16 protein-coding genes are annotated in these 19,155 nt (G+C 68.3%); 12 read left to right on the plus strand and 4 right to left on the minus strand.

Translation table 11 applies throughout. From position 1 onward, the window contains the following. Positions 1-130 precede the first annotated feature (130 nt). Both HUN08_RS00545 and HUN08_RS00550 read right to left on the minus strand, forming a co-directional pair. Positions 131-982: a hypothetical protein gene (locus HUN08_RS00545; protein WP_124246039.1), complete on the minus strand. Its 852-nt coding sequence runs from the start codon at positions 980-982 to the stop codon at positions 131-133. 34 nt (positions 983-1,016) lie between these two features. Continuing rightward, on the minus strand, positions 1,017-1,856 hold the full coding sequence (locus HUN08_RS00550; protein ID WP_124246038.1) for a hypothetical protein: 840 nt from the start codon (positions 1,854-1,856) through the stop codon (positions 1,017-1,019). 116 nt (positions 1,857-1,972) lie between these two features. On the opposite strand from HUN08_RS00550, the gene HUN08_RS00555 reads away from it, so the two are divergent. Next, positions 1,973-2,764 (plus strand): 1-acyl-sn-glycerol-3-phosphate acyltransferase, encoded by a 792-nt coding sequence (locus tag HUN08_RS00555; protein ID WP_124246037.1) that lies wholly within the window; start codon positions 1,973-1,975, stop codon positions 2,762-2,764. A gap of 24 nt (positions 2,765-2,788) precedes the next feature. On the opposite strand, the gene HUN08_RS00560 is transcribed toward HUN08_RS00555, so the two are convergent. Further along, positions 2,789-3,991, minus strand: a complete 1,203-nt coding sequence (locus tag HUN08_RS00560; protein ID WP_124246036.1) for an alpha/beta fold hydrolase — start codon at positions 3,989-3,991, stop codon at positions 2,789-2,791. Between the two features lie 104 nt (positions 3,992-4,095). On the opposite strand from HUN08_RS00560, the gene HUN08_RS00565 reads away from it, so the two are divergent. The 3 genes from HUN08_RS00565 to HUN08_RS00575 all read left to right on the plus strand — a co-directional run bounded on the left by HUN08_RS00565 (position 4,096) and on the right by HUN08_RS00575 (position 7,532). Then, positions 4,096-4,875, plus strand: a complete 780-nt coding sequence (locus HUN08_RS00565) for a 1-acyl-sn-glycerol-3-phosphate acyltransferase (protein ID WP_124246035.1) — start codon at positions 4,096-4,098, stop codon at positions 4,873-4,875. 23 nt (positions 4,876-4,898) lie between these two features. After that, positions 4,899-5,756, plus strand: a complete 858-nt coding sequence (locus HUN08_RS00570) for an HAD family hydrolase (protein WP_124246034.1) — start codon at positions 4,899-4,901, stop codon at positions 5,754-5,756. Positions 5,757-5,993: 237 nt separating this feature from the next. Then, positions 5,994-7,532, plus strand: coding sequence for a SpoIID/LytB domain-containing protein (locus HUN08_RS00575; RefSeq protein WP_124246033.1), 1,539 nt, complete (start codon positions 5,994-5,996; stop codon positions 7,530-7,532). A gap of 88 nt (positions 7,533-7,620) precedes the next feature. Here the strand turns inward: HUN08_RS00575 and HUN08_RS00580 are convergent, their stop codons facing one another. Then, complete coding sequence (locus HUN08_RS00580) at positions 7,621-8,358, minus strand: DUF2185 domain-containing protein (RefSeq protein ID WP_124246032.1); 738 nt, start codon at positions 8,356-8,358, stop codon at positions 7,621-7,623. Between the two features lie 23 nt (positions 8,359-8,381). Between HUN08_RS00580 and HUN08_RS00585 the strand changes: the two genes are divergently transcribed. The 8 genes from HUN08_RS00585 (at position 8,382) to HUN08_RS00620 (ending at position 19,004) form a co-directional block, all read left to right on the plus strand. Beyond that, on the plus strand, positions 8,382-9,062 hold the full coding sequence (locus HUN08_RS00585) for a hypothetical protein (protein ID WP_174900850.1): 681 nt from the start codon (positions 8,382-8,384) through the stop codon (positions 9,060-9,062). Between the two features lie 127 nt (positions 9,063-9,189). After that, positions 9,190-10,389 (plus strand): UDP-galactopyranose mutase, encoded by a 1,200-nt coding sequence (gene glf, locus HUN08_RS00590; RefSeq protein WP_165353382.1) that lies wholly within the window; start codon positions 9,190-9,192, stop codon positions 10,387-10,389. 8 nt (positions 10,390-10,397) lie between these two features. Then, positions 10,398-12,338, plus strand: coding sequence for a glycosyltransferase (locus HUN08_RS00595; protein WP_124246030.1), 1,941 nt, complete (start codon positions 10,398-10,400; stop codon positions 12,336-12,338). Further along, positions 12,319-12,966, plus strand: a complete 648-nt coding sequence (locus HUN08_RS00600; RefSeq protein ID WP_124246029.1) for a phosphatase PAP2 family protein — start codon at positions 12,319-12,321, stop codon at positions 12,964-12,966. Before HUN08_RS00595 ends, HUN08_RS00600 begins: the two co-directional genes overlap by 20 nt. Next, positions 12,966-13,913 carry a decaprenyl-phosphate phosphoribosyltransferase gene (locus HUN08_RS00605; RefSeq protein WP_124246028.1) on the plus strand — a complete coding sequence of 316 codons (948 nt, stop codon included), beginning with the start codon at positions 12,966-12,968 and terminating at the stop codon, positions 13,911-13,913. Before HUN08_RS00600 ends, HUN08_RS00605 begins: the two co-directional genes overlap by 1 nt. A 4-nt stretch (positions 13,914-13,917) precedes the next feature. Continuing rightward, positions 13,918-15,969, plus strand: coding sequence for a hypothetical protein (locus tag HUN08_RS00610; RefSeq protein WP_301546815.1), 2,052 nt, complete (start codon positions 13,918-13,920; stop codon positions 15,967-15,969). 350 nt (positions 15,970-16,319) lie between these two features. Beyond that, positions 16,320-17,291, plus strand: coding sequence for an alpha/beta hydrolase family protein (locus tag HUN08_RS00615; protein WP_124246027.1), 972 nt, complete (start codon positions 16,320-16,322; stop codon positions 17,289-17,291). 255 nt (positions 17,292-17,546) lie between these two features. Further along, on the plus strand, positions 17,547-19,004 hold the full coding sequence (locus tag HUN08_RS00620; protein WP_301547019.1) for an alpha/beta hydrolase-fold protein: 1,458 nt from the start codon (positions 17,547-17,549) through the stop codon (positions 19,002-19,004). The last annotated feature ends 151 nt before the right edge of the window (positions 19,005-19,155 follow it).

The following is a 19,155-nucleotide window of genomic DNA, read 5'->3' on the forward strand; positions in this document are numbered from 1 at the left end:
CTTCCGAACGATTGGGCCGGGGCAACGACGGGGCCGATGCCCCCGGCCGGCATACCCGTCCAGGATAAACGTCCCCCCGCGCGGAACTCGATTCCGTACGGGGGACCTTCGTCGGAGTAGCCGCTCCGGGCTACCGGGCGACGCCGAGTGCGCGGCCCAAGTCCCGGACCGAACGGTCCAGATCGGCCCATGCGCGCGGCGGAAGCACGGACGCGTCGCCGCGGTGTGCGACGGGCAGCCGCGGAATCGTCACCGCCGTCTTCGGCAGAACCTGCCAGTTCCCGGGTAGGACCGCGACGGGTGCGAGAGCGGTCCGCGGCGGCGTGCCGGGTGCCTGGCGATGACGGTTGCGGACCTGCTGGTTGTGGTAGCGGGCGTCGGCGAGGCCTTCGGCGTAGCCCTGGTTGTAGCCGTTGACCGCACCCAGCGTGGCCCCGACGCCGGTGCCGATCGCGGCACCCACGACGGCGCCGATGGCACCGCCGACGACGGCCCCGATCATTCCGGTGGGGATGCTGACGGCGCCCCCGCCGGCGATGGCGCCGATGACCAACCCGATCGAGCCCACCGCGAGCGCGCCGATGACGGCACCCGCGATGGCCCCCATCAGGGCGCCCTGCGGTGCGGTCACGGCTGCGCCCTCGTTGCCGGAGCGGCGCGCCCAGTCCTCTTCGTTGACGATGCCGTCGGTGCTGCGGGGCTCGGCTGCCCTGGTCGAACCGAGGTCGCGGGTGAGGACGATGGGTGCGGCGGCGGCGGGTCCGGCCACGCCGATCGGCTCGGATGCGATCACGATGATCAGCCGGTCCGGCCGCACCGCCTCGTCCGCCGTCGGCGTCGCGGCCGTCGGAATCGTCGCTGCGGTGGGAATGCGATGCGCTGCGGCCGGGGCCGCGCCTGCCGTGGGGGCGAGCACCGTAGTGGCGACAGAGGCGCAGATCAGACCGGTTGCGACCCGGACGGCAAGACGTGTGGTGGGCATCCGGACAATCTATCGCGAATAGTGCGCGCTACTGCTACCGGCGCGGAATCGGGATGCCGAACGCGCGGGCGAAGGCATCCTTGGCGTCCCGGATCGCGTGATGCGCCTGCGGAGGCAGTTTGACGTCGGGGATCTCGCGAGGACCTTCGAACGGCGCCGGGTGGGCCGCTCGGGTCGGTTGCGGCAGGAAGGCCCGCACGTCGGGAAGGCCGGCGACCTGGCCGGTGGGATTGCCGGCGCGATGGCGCACCGGAACGGCCGCCGAGACAGGCTTGCCGCCGTTGCGCCGCACCGCGTCGTTGTGCGCCCGAGCCTGGTTCTGGCCGGTGATGTAACCGTTGATCCCGCCGCCGACCGCACCGAACACCGCACCGGTGATGGCACCGGTGATACCGCTGGTGATTGCGCCGACGATGATTCCAACAGGCCCACCGAAGATCCCGAACAGCCCGCCGATGATCGCACCGGCGATGGCGCCGCCGAGTGCACCGACGCCGGCGCCGGCTGCTGCACCAGCGCCCGCGCCTTGCCATGCGGCCTGCTGCTCGTTGACGTAGCCCTGCGCGACATCGTGCTTGCCGAACTCGGCCATACCAAGGCCAACGGCGGACTTGTCGATGGCGACGACCATCGGTGCGGGTGCGGCCGGACCGGCGGTCCCGACCGGGGCCGTCGCGACGACGATGATCTCCTTGCCGGGCACCGAAGGCAGCATCGGATGCGCGGCGGGAGCAACGACGGCGGAACCGTGGGTGGCAGCGGCGGCGGGACCGGCCTGGGTGGCACCGGAGGCGGTGGGCGCGAGGAGCGCGGCGGCAGCGGTCGAGCCGATCAGGCCGACGACAAGGCGGTAGCGCGGGGAATTGATCACCATGTCCGGAGTGTAGCGGCTGGGTCACCCGATTCCGACATTCCGCCCGGGCCCGCGGGCATCCGCTCGGGGGTCGGTACGCGGCCCGGCACGGCCCGCACCCGACTAGGCTGAAGCACATGGAACCCGTCTACGACAGCGTCATCGCTGCGGCGCGCACCCTGTGGGCCGTACAGGGCATCAAATTCAAAATCTCCGGCGTCGAGAACGTCCCGGCGACCGGCCCCGGGGTCGTCGCCATCAATCACACCGGCTACCTCGACTTCACGCTCGCCGGCATCCCCGCCTTCCTGCAGGGCAAGCGCAAGGTGCGCTTCATGGCCAAGAAGGAAGTCTTCGACAACAAGATTTCCGGACCGATCATGCGCGGCTGCAAGCACATTCCCGTCGACCGCACCGCCGGTGCCGACAGCTACCGCGCTGCCGTCGACTATCTGAATGCCGGTGAACTCGTCGGCGTCTACCCGGAGGCGACGATCAGCCGCAGCTTCGAGATCAAGGGCTTCAAGTCCGGTGCCGCGCGGATGGCGTTGGAATCGGGTGCGCCCATCGTCCCGACGGTCATCTGGGGCGCCCAGCGCATCTGGACCAAGGGGCATCCCAAACATCTCGGCCGCACTAACACCCCCGTCGTGATCGGCGTCGCGGAACCGCTGGAGGCAACCGGGTCACCGGATGCCCTCACCGCCAAACTCCACGACGTGATGGTCGCCAAGCTCGACGAATTGCAGCAGCAGTACGTGGAGTTGTTCGGACCGTATCCGGAGGGCGCCTACTGGGTCCCGGCACGCTTGGGCGGCGGTGCGCCGACGCTCGAGGAGGCCAATGCCCTCGACGACGCCGAGCAGGCGGAGCGCCAGGCGCGCAAGGAGGCGCAACGGGCCGAGGGCGACGCGAATCCCGGCGCCTGACCCCAGGCCTCTGACCGTCGAGCCCTACGGGACCCGCGATCCGACGGCGACACCCGCGCGGATCAGTTGCGATGCGACTTGGAGCGATCCGCGACGCGGGAGTGCCGCCAGGCCGGCGGCGCGCGCGGGCAGCTCGTGGACGGTCCCGTCCCGTGCCGCGCGGATGATCGCCTCGAGCGCGCGGCGATGCGAGTCCAGCGCGCTGTGGCCGGTGTCGGCGATCTCGACGAGCACCCCGTCGGGAATCAGTTCGGCGACCCGGGCGGCGATGGGCGGCGGAGTGCGCAGGTCGCGCTCGCAGGCGACGACCGCGGTCGGCCAGGTGAACCGGGGCAGCTCGTCGGGCAGGGACACGGGTTCGCCGGTGAAGGGTTCGTCGGAATGCGCGGCGAAGGGTTCGACCGGATCCAGCGGCAACCCGTCGGGATCGTGCGCATAGCCGAGTTCGCGGTAACTGATTCCGGCCACCAGATCCGGCTCCATGACATAGGGGCTGAGCCCGTCGACCTCGGCCTCCCCGAGCCCGGCTATCTGCCTCCACACCTGTCGCCCGCGTCCCCGCGCCCGGGCCACCAGCAGCCTCCGCAGCACGTCGGGCCCGGCGGCCTCGTAGACCGCGGTCACCACATCGTTGAGTTCCACCGACGGCACCACATCGGCGTCGATCAGCGCGCGCACCGCGTCCGCGGTCTCGCCCGGACCGTCGACGAGTAGCTCGCGGCGATATGCGCGAGTCACTGCCAGGTCGTCGACGACGGACAGAATCGGCGAGTCCAGCACCATCGAGGCCACGCGCTGGGGATGCCGGACACCGAACACCTGCGCCACGTAGGTGCCGTAGGAGCTGCCGACGATCACCGCTTGCTCGATCCGGGCGTCGTCGAGGACGGCGGCGAGATCGTCGGCCGCGGCGGTCACGGTCACCTCGTCGACGGCCAGCTTGGCGCCGTCGACGTCGAAGCGTGATAGGCCGACGCCGCGGTGCTCCATCATCACGATGTCGAGATCGTGTTTGGCGCCGCTGCGTCGCAGCGCCTGGTAGGGGACGGCCGACGCCAGCCCGGGCCCGCCGGGGATGACGACGACGGGAAGGCTCTGGCCCGGGGACTCGCGCAGATAGGCGATTTCGACGGCGGACGCACCGGCCGGGCGCCGCACACGACCGCCTCCGCGTCGCAGTTCACGATCGGCGAAACGGCGCATCGCCGTCGTCCGGGCACCAGCCATGATCGCCAGAGTAGCGGCGAAGCAATGCCACTGCGCCGGGTCGTCACGGAGCGGCCCGTCGTGTCCCACGGTCGCGGTATGGTCGGATCGACGAGGGAGGTCGGATGGAGCCGGTGTACCGCACGCTCGAGGTGATCGCCCACGGTCTGCGCGCCTCGCAGGGGGTGCGCATCGACTTTCGCGGGCTCGACAACCTCCCGTCGACCGGCGGCGCGGTGCTGGCGATCAACCACACCGGCTACTTCGACTTCCTCCCCGTCGCGTTGGGCGTGGAGTCCCGCGGCAGGCGCATCCGGTTCATGATCAAGTCCGAGATGATGGACATCGGGATCATGCGGTTCCTCATCACACATACCGGGACGGTGCCGGTGGACCGCTCGGCCGGGCACGAGGCCTACGAGGCGGCGGTGACCACGTTGCGCGACGGCGAGTTGCTCGGCGTGTATCCGGAGGCGACGATCAGCCGCAGCTTCGAGATCAAGGAACTCAAGTCCGGGGCGGTGCGGATGGCGGCTGCGGCCGGGGTACCGGTCATCCCGATCATCTGTTGGGGTGCCCACCGCCTGTGGAGCAAGGGCGGGATTCGCGCGCTGGGCCGCAAGAAGTTTCCCGTCGTCGTCGAATACGGGACGCCGATCGATGTCTCCGACGTCGATCTGGCATCCACACCGGCGGTCGACGAGTGCGTGTCGGAGTTGCATGAAACGATGCAGTCGATGTTGCACGCCGTCCAAGACGAGTACCCGCATCCCGCCGGCGAGCCGTGGGTGCCGCAGCGCCTCGGCGGTGGGGCGCCCAGCTATGCGGAGGCGAAGGTCATCGAGGACGAGGAGGCCGCGCGCAAGGCCGCGGCCCGTGAGGCGAAGCGCGAGTCGGGTCGGTGACGGGAGTACCTCAGGGCCCCCTCGTGTCGGGTGGGCGCCCGTCGCTCATCGCCAGCGACGTGGACGGGACGCTGCTCGACGACCAGAACCGGATCACCGACGCGACGGTGGAGGCGATCACCCGCGCCTCTCGCGCCGGCGTCGACCTGGTGTTGGCGACCGGGCGGCCACCGCGGTGGATCGCCGAGGTCACCAATCAACTGCCCGTCCCCGACGACCTGCTGTCCGTGCGCCCGGGCGGCACCCTGGTGCGATACGCGGTCTGCGCGAACGGGGCCATCGTCTACGACGTGGAGAACGACCGGATCCTGGACGCCGTGCAACTGGACGTCCCGCGGTTGCGCAAGCTGATCTCGGTCGTCGAGGAGCTGTTGCCCCAGGCCGGGCTGGCCGCCGAACGCGTCGGAGTCTCGGCCCACGACGCCGCGACCCGGCCCTTCGTCGCCACCGCCGGATACGAGCATGCGTGGCTGAACCCCGACCACGAACTCGTCGACGATGCCGACCTCGGCGAGGCGCCAGCCGTCAAACTGCTGGCGCGCGCCCCGCAGATGCGCAGCGAGGACATGGCCGCGCTCCTGGTCCCGGCCGTCGGGGATCTGGCCGAGGTCACCTTCTCCACGTCGAACGGGCTGATTGAGCTGTCGGTGCCGAATACGCACAAGGCCGCCGGGCTGGCGCGGCTGGCCGGGCTGACCGGGTTGCCCGCCGACGCCGTCATCGCCTTCGGCGACATGCCCAACGACGTCGAGATGCTCCGATGGGCAACCCACGGAGCCGCGATGGCGCACGGACATCCGGAGGCGATCGCCGCCGCCGACGAGGTGGCGCCGACGAACAACGACGACGGTGTGGCGACGGTCCTGAGCCGCTTCTTCTGACCGCTCCCCGCCGAGCGCCGGGTCGAGTGGGCACCCCAACCCCGCCGACTGGGCACCTCAACCCCGCCGACTGGGCACCCAAAGTGCGCCGACTGGGCACCCCACGTACATCGAGTGGGCACCAACAACGTGACCGGCTCGTTACCGACGGTGCTTGTGACGAACCGGGCCTATTCACTACAGTCACACAAGTCTCATTAGTCACACCAGCCTCACGGCGGCCAGCGAAGGGCAGTCATGCGACGACGGTTTCGGAACAAGGCACTGTCGGTTGCCCTCTCCCCGGTACTCGTCGTCGGCGGTATCTCCGCCGTCGTCGCCACCGGCGCGACCGTCACGACGATCAAACTGACCGCGGGCGCCGACGTGAAGCTCGTCGGCAAGGGCCTCGGCCACGGCCGCGGAATGGGCCAATGGGGTGCCTTCGGCTACGCCAAGAAGGGCTGGCCGGCGGAGAAGATTCTGCAGCACTATTACGGCGGCACTACCGCGGGGAAGGCGGACAAGCCCGAGGTCTCGGTGATTCTCACCAAGGCGCGATCGGTGAATGTGCGTGCGGGCGCCGGAATGCGAGTCGGTGGACAACCCGTGGCTCCCGGTCAGGCCGTGCGCCTGGCCGGGAACACGGCCACCGTCACCGCCGGGTGCAACGGGCCGGTCGTGAAGACCGTGCCGCTGGGCGCGAACCCGTTTGTCGACCCGGTCAATCCCGGGACGAGCCGTCCGCCCGCCGAGCTTCTCACGATGTGCGGCAGCAACACCGCCTACCGCGGCGCGCTGGGCGTCGTCGGCGGAAAAGTGGTCAACCGGCTCCACGTCGACGACTACGTCAAGGGAGTGATCCCGCGCGAGAGTCTGCCAAAGTGGGCCGACGAGGGTGGAAAAGAAGCACTCAAAGCGCAGGCCATCGCCGCGCGGACGTATGCGCTGGCCGCGCTCGGGCAGGGCAAGAAGATCGACGACACGATGAACTCCCAGGTCTACGGTGGCGCCGCGGGCGAGGATCCGCGCACCAACGTCGCGGCCGACGCGACCGCCGGTCAGATCCTGCTCGCCGGCGGTGGCCCGGCCTTCACCGAATTCTCCGCGTCGACCGGGGGACACACGGCCGGTGGGAACTTCCCCGCCGTCGTCGACGACGGGGATGCCATCTCGCCGGCCCACGACTGGACGGCGACGGTGAGTGCCGACAGTGTCGGTCACGCCTTCGGCGTCGGGGCACTCAAGGTGCTCGAGGTCGTCGAGGCCAACGGTCTCGGGCCCAACAGCGGCCGCGCGATCAAGGTGCGCGCCATCGGTTCGACCGGCACCAAAGAGGTGACCGGCGAAGAGGCGCGGTCATTGCTGAAGCTGAAGTCGTCGTGGTTCTCCGTCGTCGGCCAGCGGGTCAAGCCGAAGGTCGTCGCGGCGCCCGGCCCGAAGTCCGCGGGCGGCCTGGGGCCGCTGGAGAACTTCGACCTGGGTTCGCTGCTCGGCGGGATCACCGAGAACGTGAAGTTCGACAAGGGGGCCGTCGACGGTCTCCTCGGTGCGGCGGGGACGGCCTTCGCGCAGAAGCAGGTCGAACTCGGCGGTCCGAAGTCGCCGCTCGGCAAACCGCTGGGCGTACCCGCACTGACCGACGACGGCAGCGGGGTGCAGCAGCGGTTCACCCGCGGCGTCATGTTCTACGCGCCGAAGACCGGCGTCGCCGCACTCTCGCACCGCGCACTCAAGGCGTTCAACGCGCGTGGCGGCCTCGTCGCCCTCGGTGTCCCCACCGCCGACGCGTTCTGAAGCGCAAACCCAGCACTTTCGGACAATCCCAGCACCTCACACCCGTCGGGTCTGTCCGAAAGCGCAGGGTTTGCGTGAGGCCTCGGCGCTACCGGTAGCGACAGGTGAAGTAGTAGAACTGGCCCTCGCGCTGAACGGCGTACTGCATGGTCGTCCACTGGCGTCCGGAGGGATCGGGCATGGCACGACGGTGGGCGCCGAGGTCGTCGACCAAGGTGGGCGGCAACGCGGATTCGGCGACGAACCGCAGCGGTGGTGGCGCCTGCGTCGCGAACCACGGCTCGAGGTCGAGGTCGGCCGCATCGCCCGTCGCGAAGAGTTGTGCACGGCTCGTCGTCGGCGCGGTGTCGGAGACGGTGGCCGTGACCAGAGCCAGGTCCCAATCCGGAATGCCGCTCAGCGCGGTACAGGTTTCCGCGGCGATGGCGTCCTCACGCTTGGCGATGTCGTGGGGAGACGGGCCCGGTGCACGCGTCACCCCTCCGGGCGGGGTCGGCGGGGGAAGGATTTGCCGTCCCGAGGCGGTATCCAGGATGCGGATGCCGTTCTCGTCGTCGACGAGTTGGAGGTCGGATCCGACCGGCAGGCTCCACATGTCGATGAGCGCCGGTTCGATGCCGCAGATCTCGTTGTAGTCGACGATCTGCCAGCAGCCGTCGCTATGGAGGTAGTCGTCGGTGTCGATGTGGCTCATGATTCGCCATCCGTTGTCCGCGGGGTCCTGCGAATCCTCGCGGACCATCCACCGCACGCGCCCACGGCCGGTAAGCACATTCGTCGTGGCGAGACACGCGCCGGCATTGGGGATGTACTCGGTGTAGGCCATGCGTCGATCCTAAGGTTGTCGTCGTGGGTGACTTGAGCAACCGGGAAAGCATGCGTTGGTCCGCTTCGACGCCCGCGCAGTGCTGGCAGCTGTTCTCGCAGACGCCGTTGCCGGAGATCATCCGCCGCGTCTCGCTGCTCGCCGAGTTCGAGAACTGCGCGGAAACCGAGGTCGACGGCGCGCGGCGGTTCGGGTGGGAGGACGGCGGCGGCCAGTTCGCCGTCTGGTACTTCCTGTCCGACGGCCGGGCCATGCTCCTGACCAGCGACCATGAACTGCAACTCAACGTTTTCGGCGGTCCCGACGAATACGCCGTCCAGACCTCGTTCTTCGACGGTGTGCCCGCCGACCTGGTCGCGCTCGTCACCGATCGACCCGAGCACGACGAGACATTCAACATCGAAGGGCCGGACGGGCACACAATCGAGACGGCCGGTGGCGTCTTCTTCTTCGACGGCCAGCGCTGGCAGATCAGCCCCGGCGTCCTCGCCTACCTGGCCGACGGCCAACCCGTCGATTCGACGACGGTCGACGACGTCCTGTTCGAGTCCGGTTTCACCACCTGCCTCGAGAGCTACTGTTTCGGCGAGGAGTTCACCGTCGACGCGATCATGCGCGAGTACTACCCGTATGTGTTGGAGCCCGACGAGGAGCGGGCCCAGCGTGAACGGTTGGCGGAGATCCTGGCCGACCCGCTTGCGTGAATACTGCTCACACGCCGCGCAAACCTGTGTTGCGGTTGGTGCCGCTTACCGGAACGAACAGCAACCGGGATCGACTCGTCGCCGATAAGGGTTTCTCAGCCTGGGTCCGATACCCTGAGTTCCCGTGGTGAGCAATAACGAGTCGTACGACCTCATCGTCGTCGGATCGGGCCTGTACGGCCTGACCGTGGCCGAGCGCGCGGCGACGCAGCTGGGCAAGCGCGTGCTGATCGTCGAGCGCCGCGAGCACCTGGGCGGCAACGCCTACTCGGAGGCCGAGCCGACGACGGGCATCGAGGTCCACCGCTACGGCGCGCATCTGTTCCACACCTCCAACAAGCGGGTGTGGGACTACGTCAACCAGTTCACCAGCTTCACCGACTACCAGCACCGCGTGTTCGCCATGCACAACGGGCAGGCCTACCAGTTCCCGATGGGCCTGGGCCTCGTCTGTCAGTTCTTCAACCGCTACTACACGCCCGACGAGGCCAAGGCGCTCATCGCCGAGCAGGCCAGCGAGTTCGACTCGAAGGACGCCAAGAACTTCGAGGAGAAGGCGATCAGCCTGATCGGCCGCCCGCTGTACGAGGCCTTCATGAAGGCCTACACCGCCAAGCAGTGGCAGACCGACCCGAAGAACCTGCCCGCGTCCAACATCACCCGCCTGCCGGTGCGTTACACCTTCAACAACCGCTACTTCAACGACACCTACGAGGGCCTGCCGACCGACGGCTACACCGCGTGGCTGACGAACATGGCCGCCGACGAGAAGATCGAGGTGCGCCTGGACACCGACTGGTTCGACGTGCGCGACGAACTGCGCGCCGCGAACCCGGACGCGCCGATCGTCTACACCGGCCCGCTGGACCGCTACTTCGACTACGCCGAGGGCCAACTCGGCTGGCGCACACTGGATTTCGAGACCGAGGTGCTCGACACCGGCGACTTCCAGGGCACCCCGGTGATGAACTACAACGACGCCGACGTCGCGTACACGCGCATCCACGAGTTCCGGCACTTCCACCCCGAGCGGACTACCTACCCCGACGACAAGACCGTCATCATGCGCGAGTTCAGCCGCTTCGCCTCGGACGACGACGAGCCGTACTACCCGATCAACACCCCCGAAGACCGTGCGATGCTCGCCAAGTACCGCGAGCGCGCCGCCGCCGAACTCCGCGACAACAAGGTGCTGTTCGGCGGGCGCCTGGGCACCTACCAGTACCTCGACATGCACATGGCCATCGCCAGCGCCCTCACCATGTTCGACAACACCCTGGCACCGCACCTGAACTCGGGTGCGCCGCTGGTCGAGCAGAACGACTGAGAGAAACCATGACCACAGCTATCCAGAAGAAGAAGGCCGCCGCGAAGCCCGCGTCGAAGGCCGTCGAACTCCTGCAGCGCGTCATCTTCCCGCGCCCGGGCGAGCCCCTCGACGTCCGCTCGCTCTACCTCGTCGAGGCCGACGGCAACAACCGCCGGGCCCACTCCCCGTCGCGCACGTCGGTGACCATCGGCGGCGAGTCCGAGGTCAGCTTCGCCACCTACTTCAACGCCTTCGCCGCCTCCTATTGGCGGCGCTGGACGACGCTCAAGACGGTGGTGCTGCGCGTCGAGATCACCGGCACCGCCCGCGTCGACCTCTACCGCTCCAAGATCGACGGCTCGCGCATCGGCATCGGCGGCGACCTCGTGCCCGTCGACGAGAACGGCCGCGGCGCCATCGAATTCGAACTCGACCTCGGCCCGTTCGAGGACGGCGGCTGGATCTGGTTCGACATCACGACCGACACCGACACCGAGATCACCAGCGCCGGCTGGTACTCGCCGAACCCCGCTCCGACCCCGGAAGAGGGCGGCAAGGACAAGCGCGTCACCGTCGGCATCCCGACGTTCAACCGGCCCACCGACGCGGTGGCGGCGCTCGCCGCGCTGACCAGCGACCCGATGGTCGACGCGGTCATCGACGCGGTCATCATGCCCGATCAGGGCACCCGCAAGGTCGTCGACGAACCCGGTTTCGACGAGGCGTCGGCACGCCTCGGCAAGCGCCTGCACATGTTCGACCAGGGCAACCTCGGCGGCTCCGGCGGCTACTCGCGGATCATGTACGAGGCGCTGCGCCTGACCGACAGCCCCTACATCCTGTACATGGACGACGACATCGCGATCGAGCCGGACTCGATCCTGCGCGCGCTGGCCATGTCGCGGTTCGCGAAGACCCCGATGCTCGTCGGCGGTCAGATGCTGAACCTGCAGGACCGCAGCCACCTGCACTGCATGGGCGAGGTCATCAACCGCCACACGTTCATGTGGACCGCGGCGCCGTTCGTCGAATACGACCACGACTTCGCCAAGTATCCGATGAGCGACCGGGACAACTCGAAGAACCTGCACCGGCGCATCGACGTCGAGGGCAACGGCTGGTGGATGTGCATGATCCCGCGCGAATGCGCGGAGACGATCGGCCTGCCCATGCCGCTGTTCATCAAGTGGGACGACTGGGAGTTCGCGCTGCGCGCCGCGAACGCCGGTTACCCGACGGCGACGGTGCCCGGCATCGCGATCTGGCATATGGCCTGGAGCGACAAGGACGACGCCATCGACTGGCAGGCCTACTTCCACCTGCGCAACCGGCTCGTCGTCGCGTCGATCCACCACGACGGCCCGATCAACGGCATCCTCACCTCGATGGCCAAGGCCACCGCCAAGCACCTGCTGTGCCTGGAGTACTCGACCGTCGCCATCCAGAACGAGGCGATCCGCGACTTCCTCGCCGGCCCCGACCACATCCGCTCCATCCTGCCGACCGCGTTGGGCAAGGTCGCCGGGATGCGCAAGGAATTCCCCGACGCGGTGGTCCTCGATTCGGCGACGGAACTGCCGAAGGCCACCGGCGAGGCAACGGCGTTGGGCGTCAACGAGCCGAAGAACCCGGTCGTCAAGGTGCTCACCCTGGCCAAGGCCCTCCGCAACAACCTGCGCCCGGCCGACCCGCGCCACCACGAGGTGCCGCAGGCCAACTACCCGCCGGTGGAGGCCCGCTGGTTCTCGCTCGGCCGCGTCGACGGTGTGACCGTGACGACGGCCGACGGTCGCGGTGTGGTCTACCGCCAGCGCGACCGCGACAAGGCCTACGCCCTCGGCAAGGAGTCCGCCGCGCTCGTCAAAGAGCTGCGCGAGCGCTTCCCCGAGATGAAGCAGAAGTACCGGGCCGCCCACGCGGACCTCACCAGTAAGGAAAGCTGGGCGAATGTCTTCGGAATCGACTGAGCTCTCGGCCGTCCCCGAGCCGACCGCCCCGACCGCCGTCGCGCCGACGGGCAAGGCGTCGGGCGAGGCCGCGCTCCTGGTCGCGATCCAGTCCGCCATCACCCGACCCGCGACGGTGAAGGCCGCCCGCGGCCTCTCCCACTTCGGCGAGCACTCGCTCGGCTGGTTGGCGCTGGCCGGTGCCGGAGCCCTGCTGGCGAGCCGTCGCGGGGACGAGACCGCCAAGCGCCGCTACATCGAGGCCGGCGTCGGCGCGTTCGGCGCGCATGCCGCGTCGGTGATCATCAAGCGCGTGGTGCGCCGTCCGCGGCCCGACCACCCCGACATCAAGGTCGGCGTCGGGACGCCGAGCAAGCTGAGCTTCCCGTCGTCGCACGCCACGTCGACGACGGCGGCCGCGATCCTGCTCGGCCGCGCGGCCGGTCTCAAGCCGACCACGCTGCCCGCCGTGATCGTGCCGCCGATGCTGGTCTCGCGGCTGGTGTTGGGCGTCCACTACCCGACCGATGTGCTGGCCGGGGCCGCGATCGGTGCGGCGAGTGCCGGCGCCGTGATCGTGGGTGACAAACTATTGGGCGACACAGCGTTGGCACAGAAATTGTTCGCGTACAGAAAGCCGGGAGTCTGATGAGCGAGGAGCCGATCGAGCACGGCAAGGTTGTGGGTCCCCCGAAGAACCTGGCGACCGGTCTGGTCAAGGCCATCCGCCCGCGGCAGTGGGTGAAGAACGTCCTGGTCCTGGCGGCGCCGATCGTCTCCGGGAAGCTATCCTTCGACAACGCCGACATGTGGCGCGGGGCGGGCTTGGCGTTCGTGGCGTTCTGCCTGGCCGCGTCGGCGATCTACCTGCTCAACGACAGCCTCGACGTGGAGGCGGACCGCAACCACCCGACCAAGCGCTACCGACCGATCGCCGCCGGCGTCGTCCCCATCGGCCTCGCCTACGCGCTCTTCGTGGTGTTCGCGGTCGGTTCAATCCTGGTCGCGCTGCTAGCCAATTGGCAGACCGCCGTCGTCATCGGCGTCTACCTGGCGATCCAGATCGCGTACTGCGTCGGCCTCAAGCACCAGGCGGTGCTCGACATCGCGATCGTCTCGTCGGGCTTCCTGCTACGCGCCATCGCCGGCGGTACCGCGACGTCGATCATCCTGTCCAACTGGTTCCTGCTGGTCATGGCCTTCGGCTCGCTGTTCATGGCGGCCGGCAAGCGTTACGCGGAACTGCAGCTCGCCGAACAGACCGGTGCGAAGATCCGCAAGTCGTTGGAGTACTACACCACGACCTACCTGCGGTTCGTCTGGACGCTCTCGGCCACGGCCGTCGTCGTGTTCTACGGCCTGTGGGCGTTGCAGTCCGAGGATGGGACCGGTCGTCCCAGCGACAACGTCTTCCGCACGCTGTCGATGGTCCCGTTCACCATCGCGATCCTGCGCTACGCCGTCGACGTCGACGGGGGCGAGGCCGGGGAGCCCGAGGAGATCGCCCTGGGCGACCGCGTCCTTCAGGTCCTCGCCGTCGCGTGGATAGTATGCGTGGGTGTCGCCGTCTACGCCTACCCGCACTGGCATCACTGAGCCTGTGAGCACCGCACCTGCCGATTCGAGTACCCGGCCGCGCAAGCGCATCGCGATCGGCAGTTTCCTCGTCGGCGTGATCGCCGTGACGACGTTGTTCGCGATCGGCGGTTGGCAGCGTCGGTGGAATGCCGACGACGGTCTGATCGTCCTGCGCACCGTTCGCAACCTGCTGGCCGGCAACGGCCCGGTATTCAACGCGGGCGAGCGGGTCGAGGTCAACACGTCGACCGCGTGGACCTACGTGATGTGGTTCTTCTCCTGGATCACCGGCGGTCAGATCGAGTGGGTGGCGATCTGGGTCGCGTTCACGCTCTCGGTGCTCGCGATCCCGCTGGCGATGTACGGCACCGCACGGCTGTACTGGCCGTCGGTCTCGGCGGCCGGCGGCCTCTCGCTGCTGCTGCCGCTGGGCTCGATCATCTACATCGCCCTTCCGCCCGCGCGCGACTTCGTGACCAGCGGCCTGGAGAACGGGCTGACGATCTTCTGGGTGGCCGGGCTGTGGTGTCTCTTCCTCGCCTGGTCGCGGCGCGAGCCGGGCCGACGCGAGAACCTGCACATCCTGGTGCTGGCCTTCGTCGCGGGTCTGGCACCGCTGATCCGCCCCGAGATCACCGTGCTCGGCGGTCTGGTCCTGTTGGTGCTGGTCTGCTCGCCGATGTCGTGGCGGATGCGGGTTGCCGTCGCCGCCGTCGCCGGGTTCCTGCCCGTCGCTTACCAGGTGTTCCGGATGGGCTACTACGCCGTGCTGGTGCCGAATCCGGCCATCGCGAAGGATGCCTCGGGCTCCAAGTGGGGGCAGGGCTTCAAATACCTGGCCAACATGTTCGGCCCGTACGTCCTGCTGCTGCCGGTGGTGCTCGCCCTGGTCGCCGCCGGATGGTTGCTCTACGCGCGCCGCGCCAACCGGGCCGTCGCCGTCGATACCGCCCACCCCGGTTCCGATGCGGTGGCATCCTCGCGCGGGCGGCATGCCAAGCCCGACGAGGAGACGGTCGCGACGGCGATTGCCGACGACGAGACCGCTGCCGGTGGACGGCTGTCGCGGTGGCAGTCGCAGCTGCGCCAACCACGCACGGTCGTGTTGGTCGTGCTGGTCGCCGGCGTGCTGTTGACGCTCTACTGGCTGCGCCAGGGCGGCGACTTCATGCACGCCCGCGTGCTGCTCACCCCGCTGTTCATCCTGCTGCTGCCCGTCATGGTCGTCCCGGTGACGATCCCCGAGCACGTCCGTCTGGCCTGGCGCGCGCCGCAGAGCCCCGCCGACGAGGTGGTTCGGACCAAGACCCGCACCGCGCTGGGCGGGGCGGTGTTGCTGGGCCTCGTGTGGATCGCGACGGTGACCTGGGCAATCGTCGTCCACGAGAACACCCTGGAGGGCGAGGGCCTCGACATCGGCCGCGTCGGGATCGTCGACGAACGCCGCTTCTACGCGGTCAACATGGGCAACCCCAACCCGATCACCGGGCAGGACTACCTCGAGTTCCCGCGCATGCGCGCGATGGTCGAGGCGATCGACAAGTTCCACGACGACGGCGCGGTCCTCATCGCGTCGCCGAACTACGACGAGTGGTATTTTGCCCGCCTGCCGGACAAGATGCCGCCGAATACCAAGCGCCAGGTGACCGTGTACTTCCTGAACCTGGGCATGACGGGGATGAACGCGCCCCTCGACGTACGCGTGGTCGACCAGATGGGTCTGGCCTACCCGATCGCGGCACACACCGACCGTCTGTCCGACGGCCGTATCGGGCACGACAAGATCCTGCCGACCGAGTGGGTCGTCGCCGAGTCGGGCGGCGTCAACCGGTACCCGTACCTGCCGCTGTTCCTGAGCCAGGACAAGGTGCAGCAGGCACAGGTGGCGTTGACCTGCCCGGCCACGCGCGACCGCATCGCGTCGTACAAGGAGAAGCCGTTCACGCTCAAGCGGTTCAAGAGCAGCCTTCGCCAGTCCTTCGGGTTCACCGACTACCGGATCTCCCGGATTCCGGAGTACGAGATCGAGCGGTGCGGTCTGAAGATGCCGGAGTCGACCCTTCCGGCGAAGTAGGCCCGACCGGCGCGACAGGGTGGTTCGCGCGGCGGATGGGGCGGGAGTGATCGGATACCTGCCGGTTTCCTGTCAACTTCGCGCCGGGGGCTATCGGGCGCGCACCTGGGACGATAGGTTTACCGAGGATGTTTTGCTGGCCAAAGTGTGTGCGGTCACAGCTATGACGAGTTTGTGAGTAACAAACCCGTTGCAATACCATCCTTAAGCGTTGCGGTTCGCGACTTCGCCGTGCGCGGAAGCGTCGAACCGATGTGTAATCGACCGGAGCACCGGCGGCCCAGTGTCGACGGGAGCAAGGGAACCGAGCCGGGAAACCGGGCTCGGAGGAGATGGAGAGTTCAGCCGATATGTCGAAGACTGCGTCTAAGACGACGAAGATGAGGACGAGCCTGCTGGCCCTGACGGTCTCGGTGGCGACTGCCGTCGGACTGATCGGCGTCGGCGGTGGTGAGGCCTCGGCTCGCATCGGTGGAACGCAGGTGGGTCTGGAGACCTTCTACGTCAACGGTTGCGGCATGCCCAAGGTCAAGGTGCGCGCCTGGAAGCGCAAGGGCAACTACAAGACCGTCATCATGCTCGACGGCATGCGCGCCCAGTACGACTACAGCGGCTGGGAGATCAACACCAACATCCAGGAGATGGTCCGCTCGGGCGTCAACGTCGTCGAACCGATCGGCGGCCCCGCGAGCTTCTACACCGACTGGGTGGCCCCGAGTAACTTCAACGGGCAGCGCTACCGCTACCGGTGGAACTGTGTCATCACCAACACCCTGATCAAGGGCCTCGACCGCCGCGGCTACCGCGTCGGCCGCAGTAAGAAGTACGCGATCATGGGCCTGTCGATGGGCGGCAACGCCGCGCTGTCGATCGGCGCGCAGAATCGTCGGAACTTCGACCGCGCCGGCTCGCTGTCGGGCTACAATTTCCTCTCCGCGCCCGGTATGCGCACGATGATCCGGCTGGCGATGCTCGACGTCGACCCGAAGCCGTGGAACGTCGACTCGATGTGGCCGGTCTGGGGTCTGCAGTGGTTCCAGAACGACCCGATGTGGAACATCGGCAACATGCACGGGATGAAGATCTTCGTCGGTTCGGGCAACGGCCTGTTCGGCAGGTACAACGCGCTGCCCAACGTCTTCGACGACCTGTTCAAGGGCTCCACGCTGGAGTTCCTGGCCTTCACGCAGGCCAAGGCATTCGAGGCTGCCGCGGCACTCTCGGGTCTGCCGGTGATGACCTACGACGCCAACGGCACCCACGCGTGGGGCTACTGGCAGGACATGGTCTGGAACGCGAAGTCCCGCGGCTTCTTCCGCTAGCGGTCCGGGCCACGTCGGCCCGCACCTCTAGTAACAGAAATCCCACCTGTAACAGCGTGGCATAACCAAATCAGCGCGCCCTCCGTGTATGAACGACACGGAGGGCGCGCTGTTTGGGCTGTGCGCGCGATAGGGGCTGGAGGAGAAGTGTCGGTGAGGATGCGGGGTGCTCGACCGTTGAGTGCGCGATGGGCGACCGCGGCTTCCGCGTGCGTGCTCTCGGCTGCGCTGACACTGCCCCTCGTCGCGCCGACAATGGCCGCGCCGCCGGCTCCGGCTCCGGCCGCACCGCCGCCCGCCGCGGCCCCGGTACCCCCACCTGCACCGGCTCCGCCGCCGAACCCGTTGCCGGCGAATCCCGCGAACCCGGCCCCGCCGCCCGCGCCCAACCCACCGCCGGCCAAGCCCGGCCCGCCGGGTCCCGGACGTGCCGCGCCGAAACCGGGGCCAGCCGCACCGCCGGCCGCCGCACCGGCACCGTCGGATGTCCGAGTCACCAAGACCTACTGGTACAGCGATCGTCGCGTCGCGCTCTGGGTGCATTCCCCGGCGATGGACACCGACATCCAGGTGCAAGTGCTGCTCGCCCGGGACTGGTGGTCGCGCCCGACGGCCAAGTTCCCGCAGATGACGATGCTCGACGGTCTGCGCGCCCAGGATGACCAGAACGGCTGGATCATCAACACGAACGTCGCCGATTTCTACGCCGACAAGAACCTCAACGTGATCCTGCCGGTCGGCGGCGAGTCGAGCTTCTACACCGACTGGCTGCAGCCCGACAAGGGCAAGAACTACAAGTGGGAGACCTTCCTCATCCGTGAACTCCCGACGGTGATCGAGCGGGATTGGCGCAGCACCGCCGTGCGCGGCGTCGAGGGGCTGTCGATGGGCGGCACCGCCGCGATGATGCTCGCGGCCCGCAATCCCGGCTTCTACAAGTTCGTCGCCTCCTTCTCCGGGATCCTGCAGATGACCTCCCTGGGGATGCAGCCGGCCATCCAGTTCGCGATGAACGACGCCGGTGGATACGACGCCCAGAAGATGTTCGGATTGCCCAGCAACCCGGCGTGGGCCGCACACGACCCGTATCTGCTCGCGGACAAGCTGAACGGGACGAGCCTCTACATCTCGTCGGGCAACGGCATCGTCGGCCCGCATGACAAGCCGACCGACATCCCGCTGTTGGCCACCAACTACTCCGGCGTCGGCCTGGAACTGCTCTCGCGCGTCACGTCGCAGCAGTTCGCCACCGAACTCAACCGCAAGGGGATCCCCGGGCAGGCGGTGTACCGCCCGTCGGGCACGCACACGTGGCCCTATTGGCAGTTCGAGATGACGCAGGCGTGGCCGCAGGCGGCCAGCGCTCTCGGCCTCGCCGAGGACCGACCCGCCTGCCGCACCTCGGGTGCCATCAAGAAGGTCTACAACGCGAACAAACGGCTGCTGGGCGAGTGCTTCACCCCCGAGTATTCGGTGGCCGGTGGTCGCGCACAGGACTTCCGCGGCGGGCGCATCATCACCGGGCCGAAGGGGCCCAAGATCGTCGGCGGCGCGATCGGCGGCGCCTACGTCTCGGCGGGCGGCCCCGGCGGCAAGCTCGGCCTGCCGGTCAGCAGCGAGCGGATGACCAAGGACCGCAAGGGCAAGGTCAGCGAGTTCCAGCGCGGCAAGATCACCTGGACCCCGTCGCGCGGCGCGTCCGTCGGCAAATAGTCGCGATCTCTTAGGCGTTTGGTTCGGAATCCGGACGAAACGCCAAACAGGCGCCAAACTGGTTAGTCGCTGTCCGCGATCTGAGACTTAGCAAAGAATCTGACGCGTACTGCCAGTTCAGTGTTGCCGGTGCACGGTTTACCCGCCGAAC

Origin of the sequence: Gordonia sp. X0973, assembly GCF_013348785.1 — a bacterium.
GTDB lineage: Bacteria > Actinomycetota > Actinomycetes > Mycobacteriales > Mycobacteriaceae > Gordonia.

Coding starts and splice junctions, on each gene's coding strand:
- HUN08_RS00600 (WP_124246029.1), top strand. CDS start 12,319: ATGTCTTCGGAATCGACTGAGCTCTCGGCCGTCCCCGAGCCGACCGCC.
- HUN08_RS00550 (WP_124246038.1), bottom strand. CDS start 1,856: ATGGTGATCAATTCCCCGCGCTACCGCCTTGTCGTCGGCCTGATCGGC.
- HUN08_RS00545 (WP_124246039.1), bottom strand. CDS start 982: ATGCCCACCACACGTCTTGCCGTCCGGGTCGCAACCGGTCTGATCTGC.
- HUN08_RS00615 (WP_124246027.1), top strand. CDS start 16,320: ATGTCGAAGACTGCGTCTAAGACGACGAAGATGAGGACGAGCCTGCTG.
- HUN08_RS00575 (WP_124246033.1), top strand. CDS start 5,994: ATGCGACGACGGTTTCGGAACAAGGCACTGTCGGTTGCCCTCTCCCCG.
- HUN08_RS00580 (WP_124246032.1), bottom strand. CDS start 8,358: ATGGCCTACACCGAGTACATCCCCAATGCCGGCGCGTGTCTCGCCACG.
- HUN08_RS00555 (WP_124246037.1), top strand. CDS start 1,973: ATGGAACCCGTCTACGACAGCGTCATCGCTGCGGCGCGCACCCTGTGG.
- HUN08_RS00595 (WP_124246030.1), top strand. CDS start 10,398: ATGACCACAGCTATCCAGAAGAAGAAGGCCGCCGCGAAGCCCGCGTCG.
- HUN08_RS00605 (WP_124246028.1), top strand. CDS start 12,966: ATGAGCGAGGAGCCGATCGAGCACGGCAAGGTTGTGGGTCCCCCGAAG.
- HUN08_RS00565 (WP_124246035.1), top strand. CDS start 4,096: ATGGAGCCGGTGTACCGCACGCTCGAGGTGATCGCCCACGGTCTGCGC.
- HUN08_RS00560 (WP_124246036.1), bottom strand. CDS start 3,991: ATGGCTGGTGCCCGGACGACGGCGATGCGCCGTTTCGCCGATCGTGAA.
- HUN08_RS00620 (WP_301547019.1), top strand. CDS start 17,547: ATGGCCGCGCCGCCGGCTCCGGCTCCGGCCGCACCGCCGCCCGCCGCG.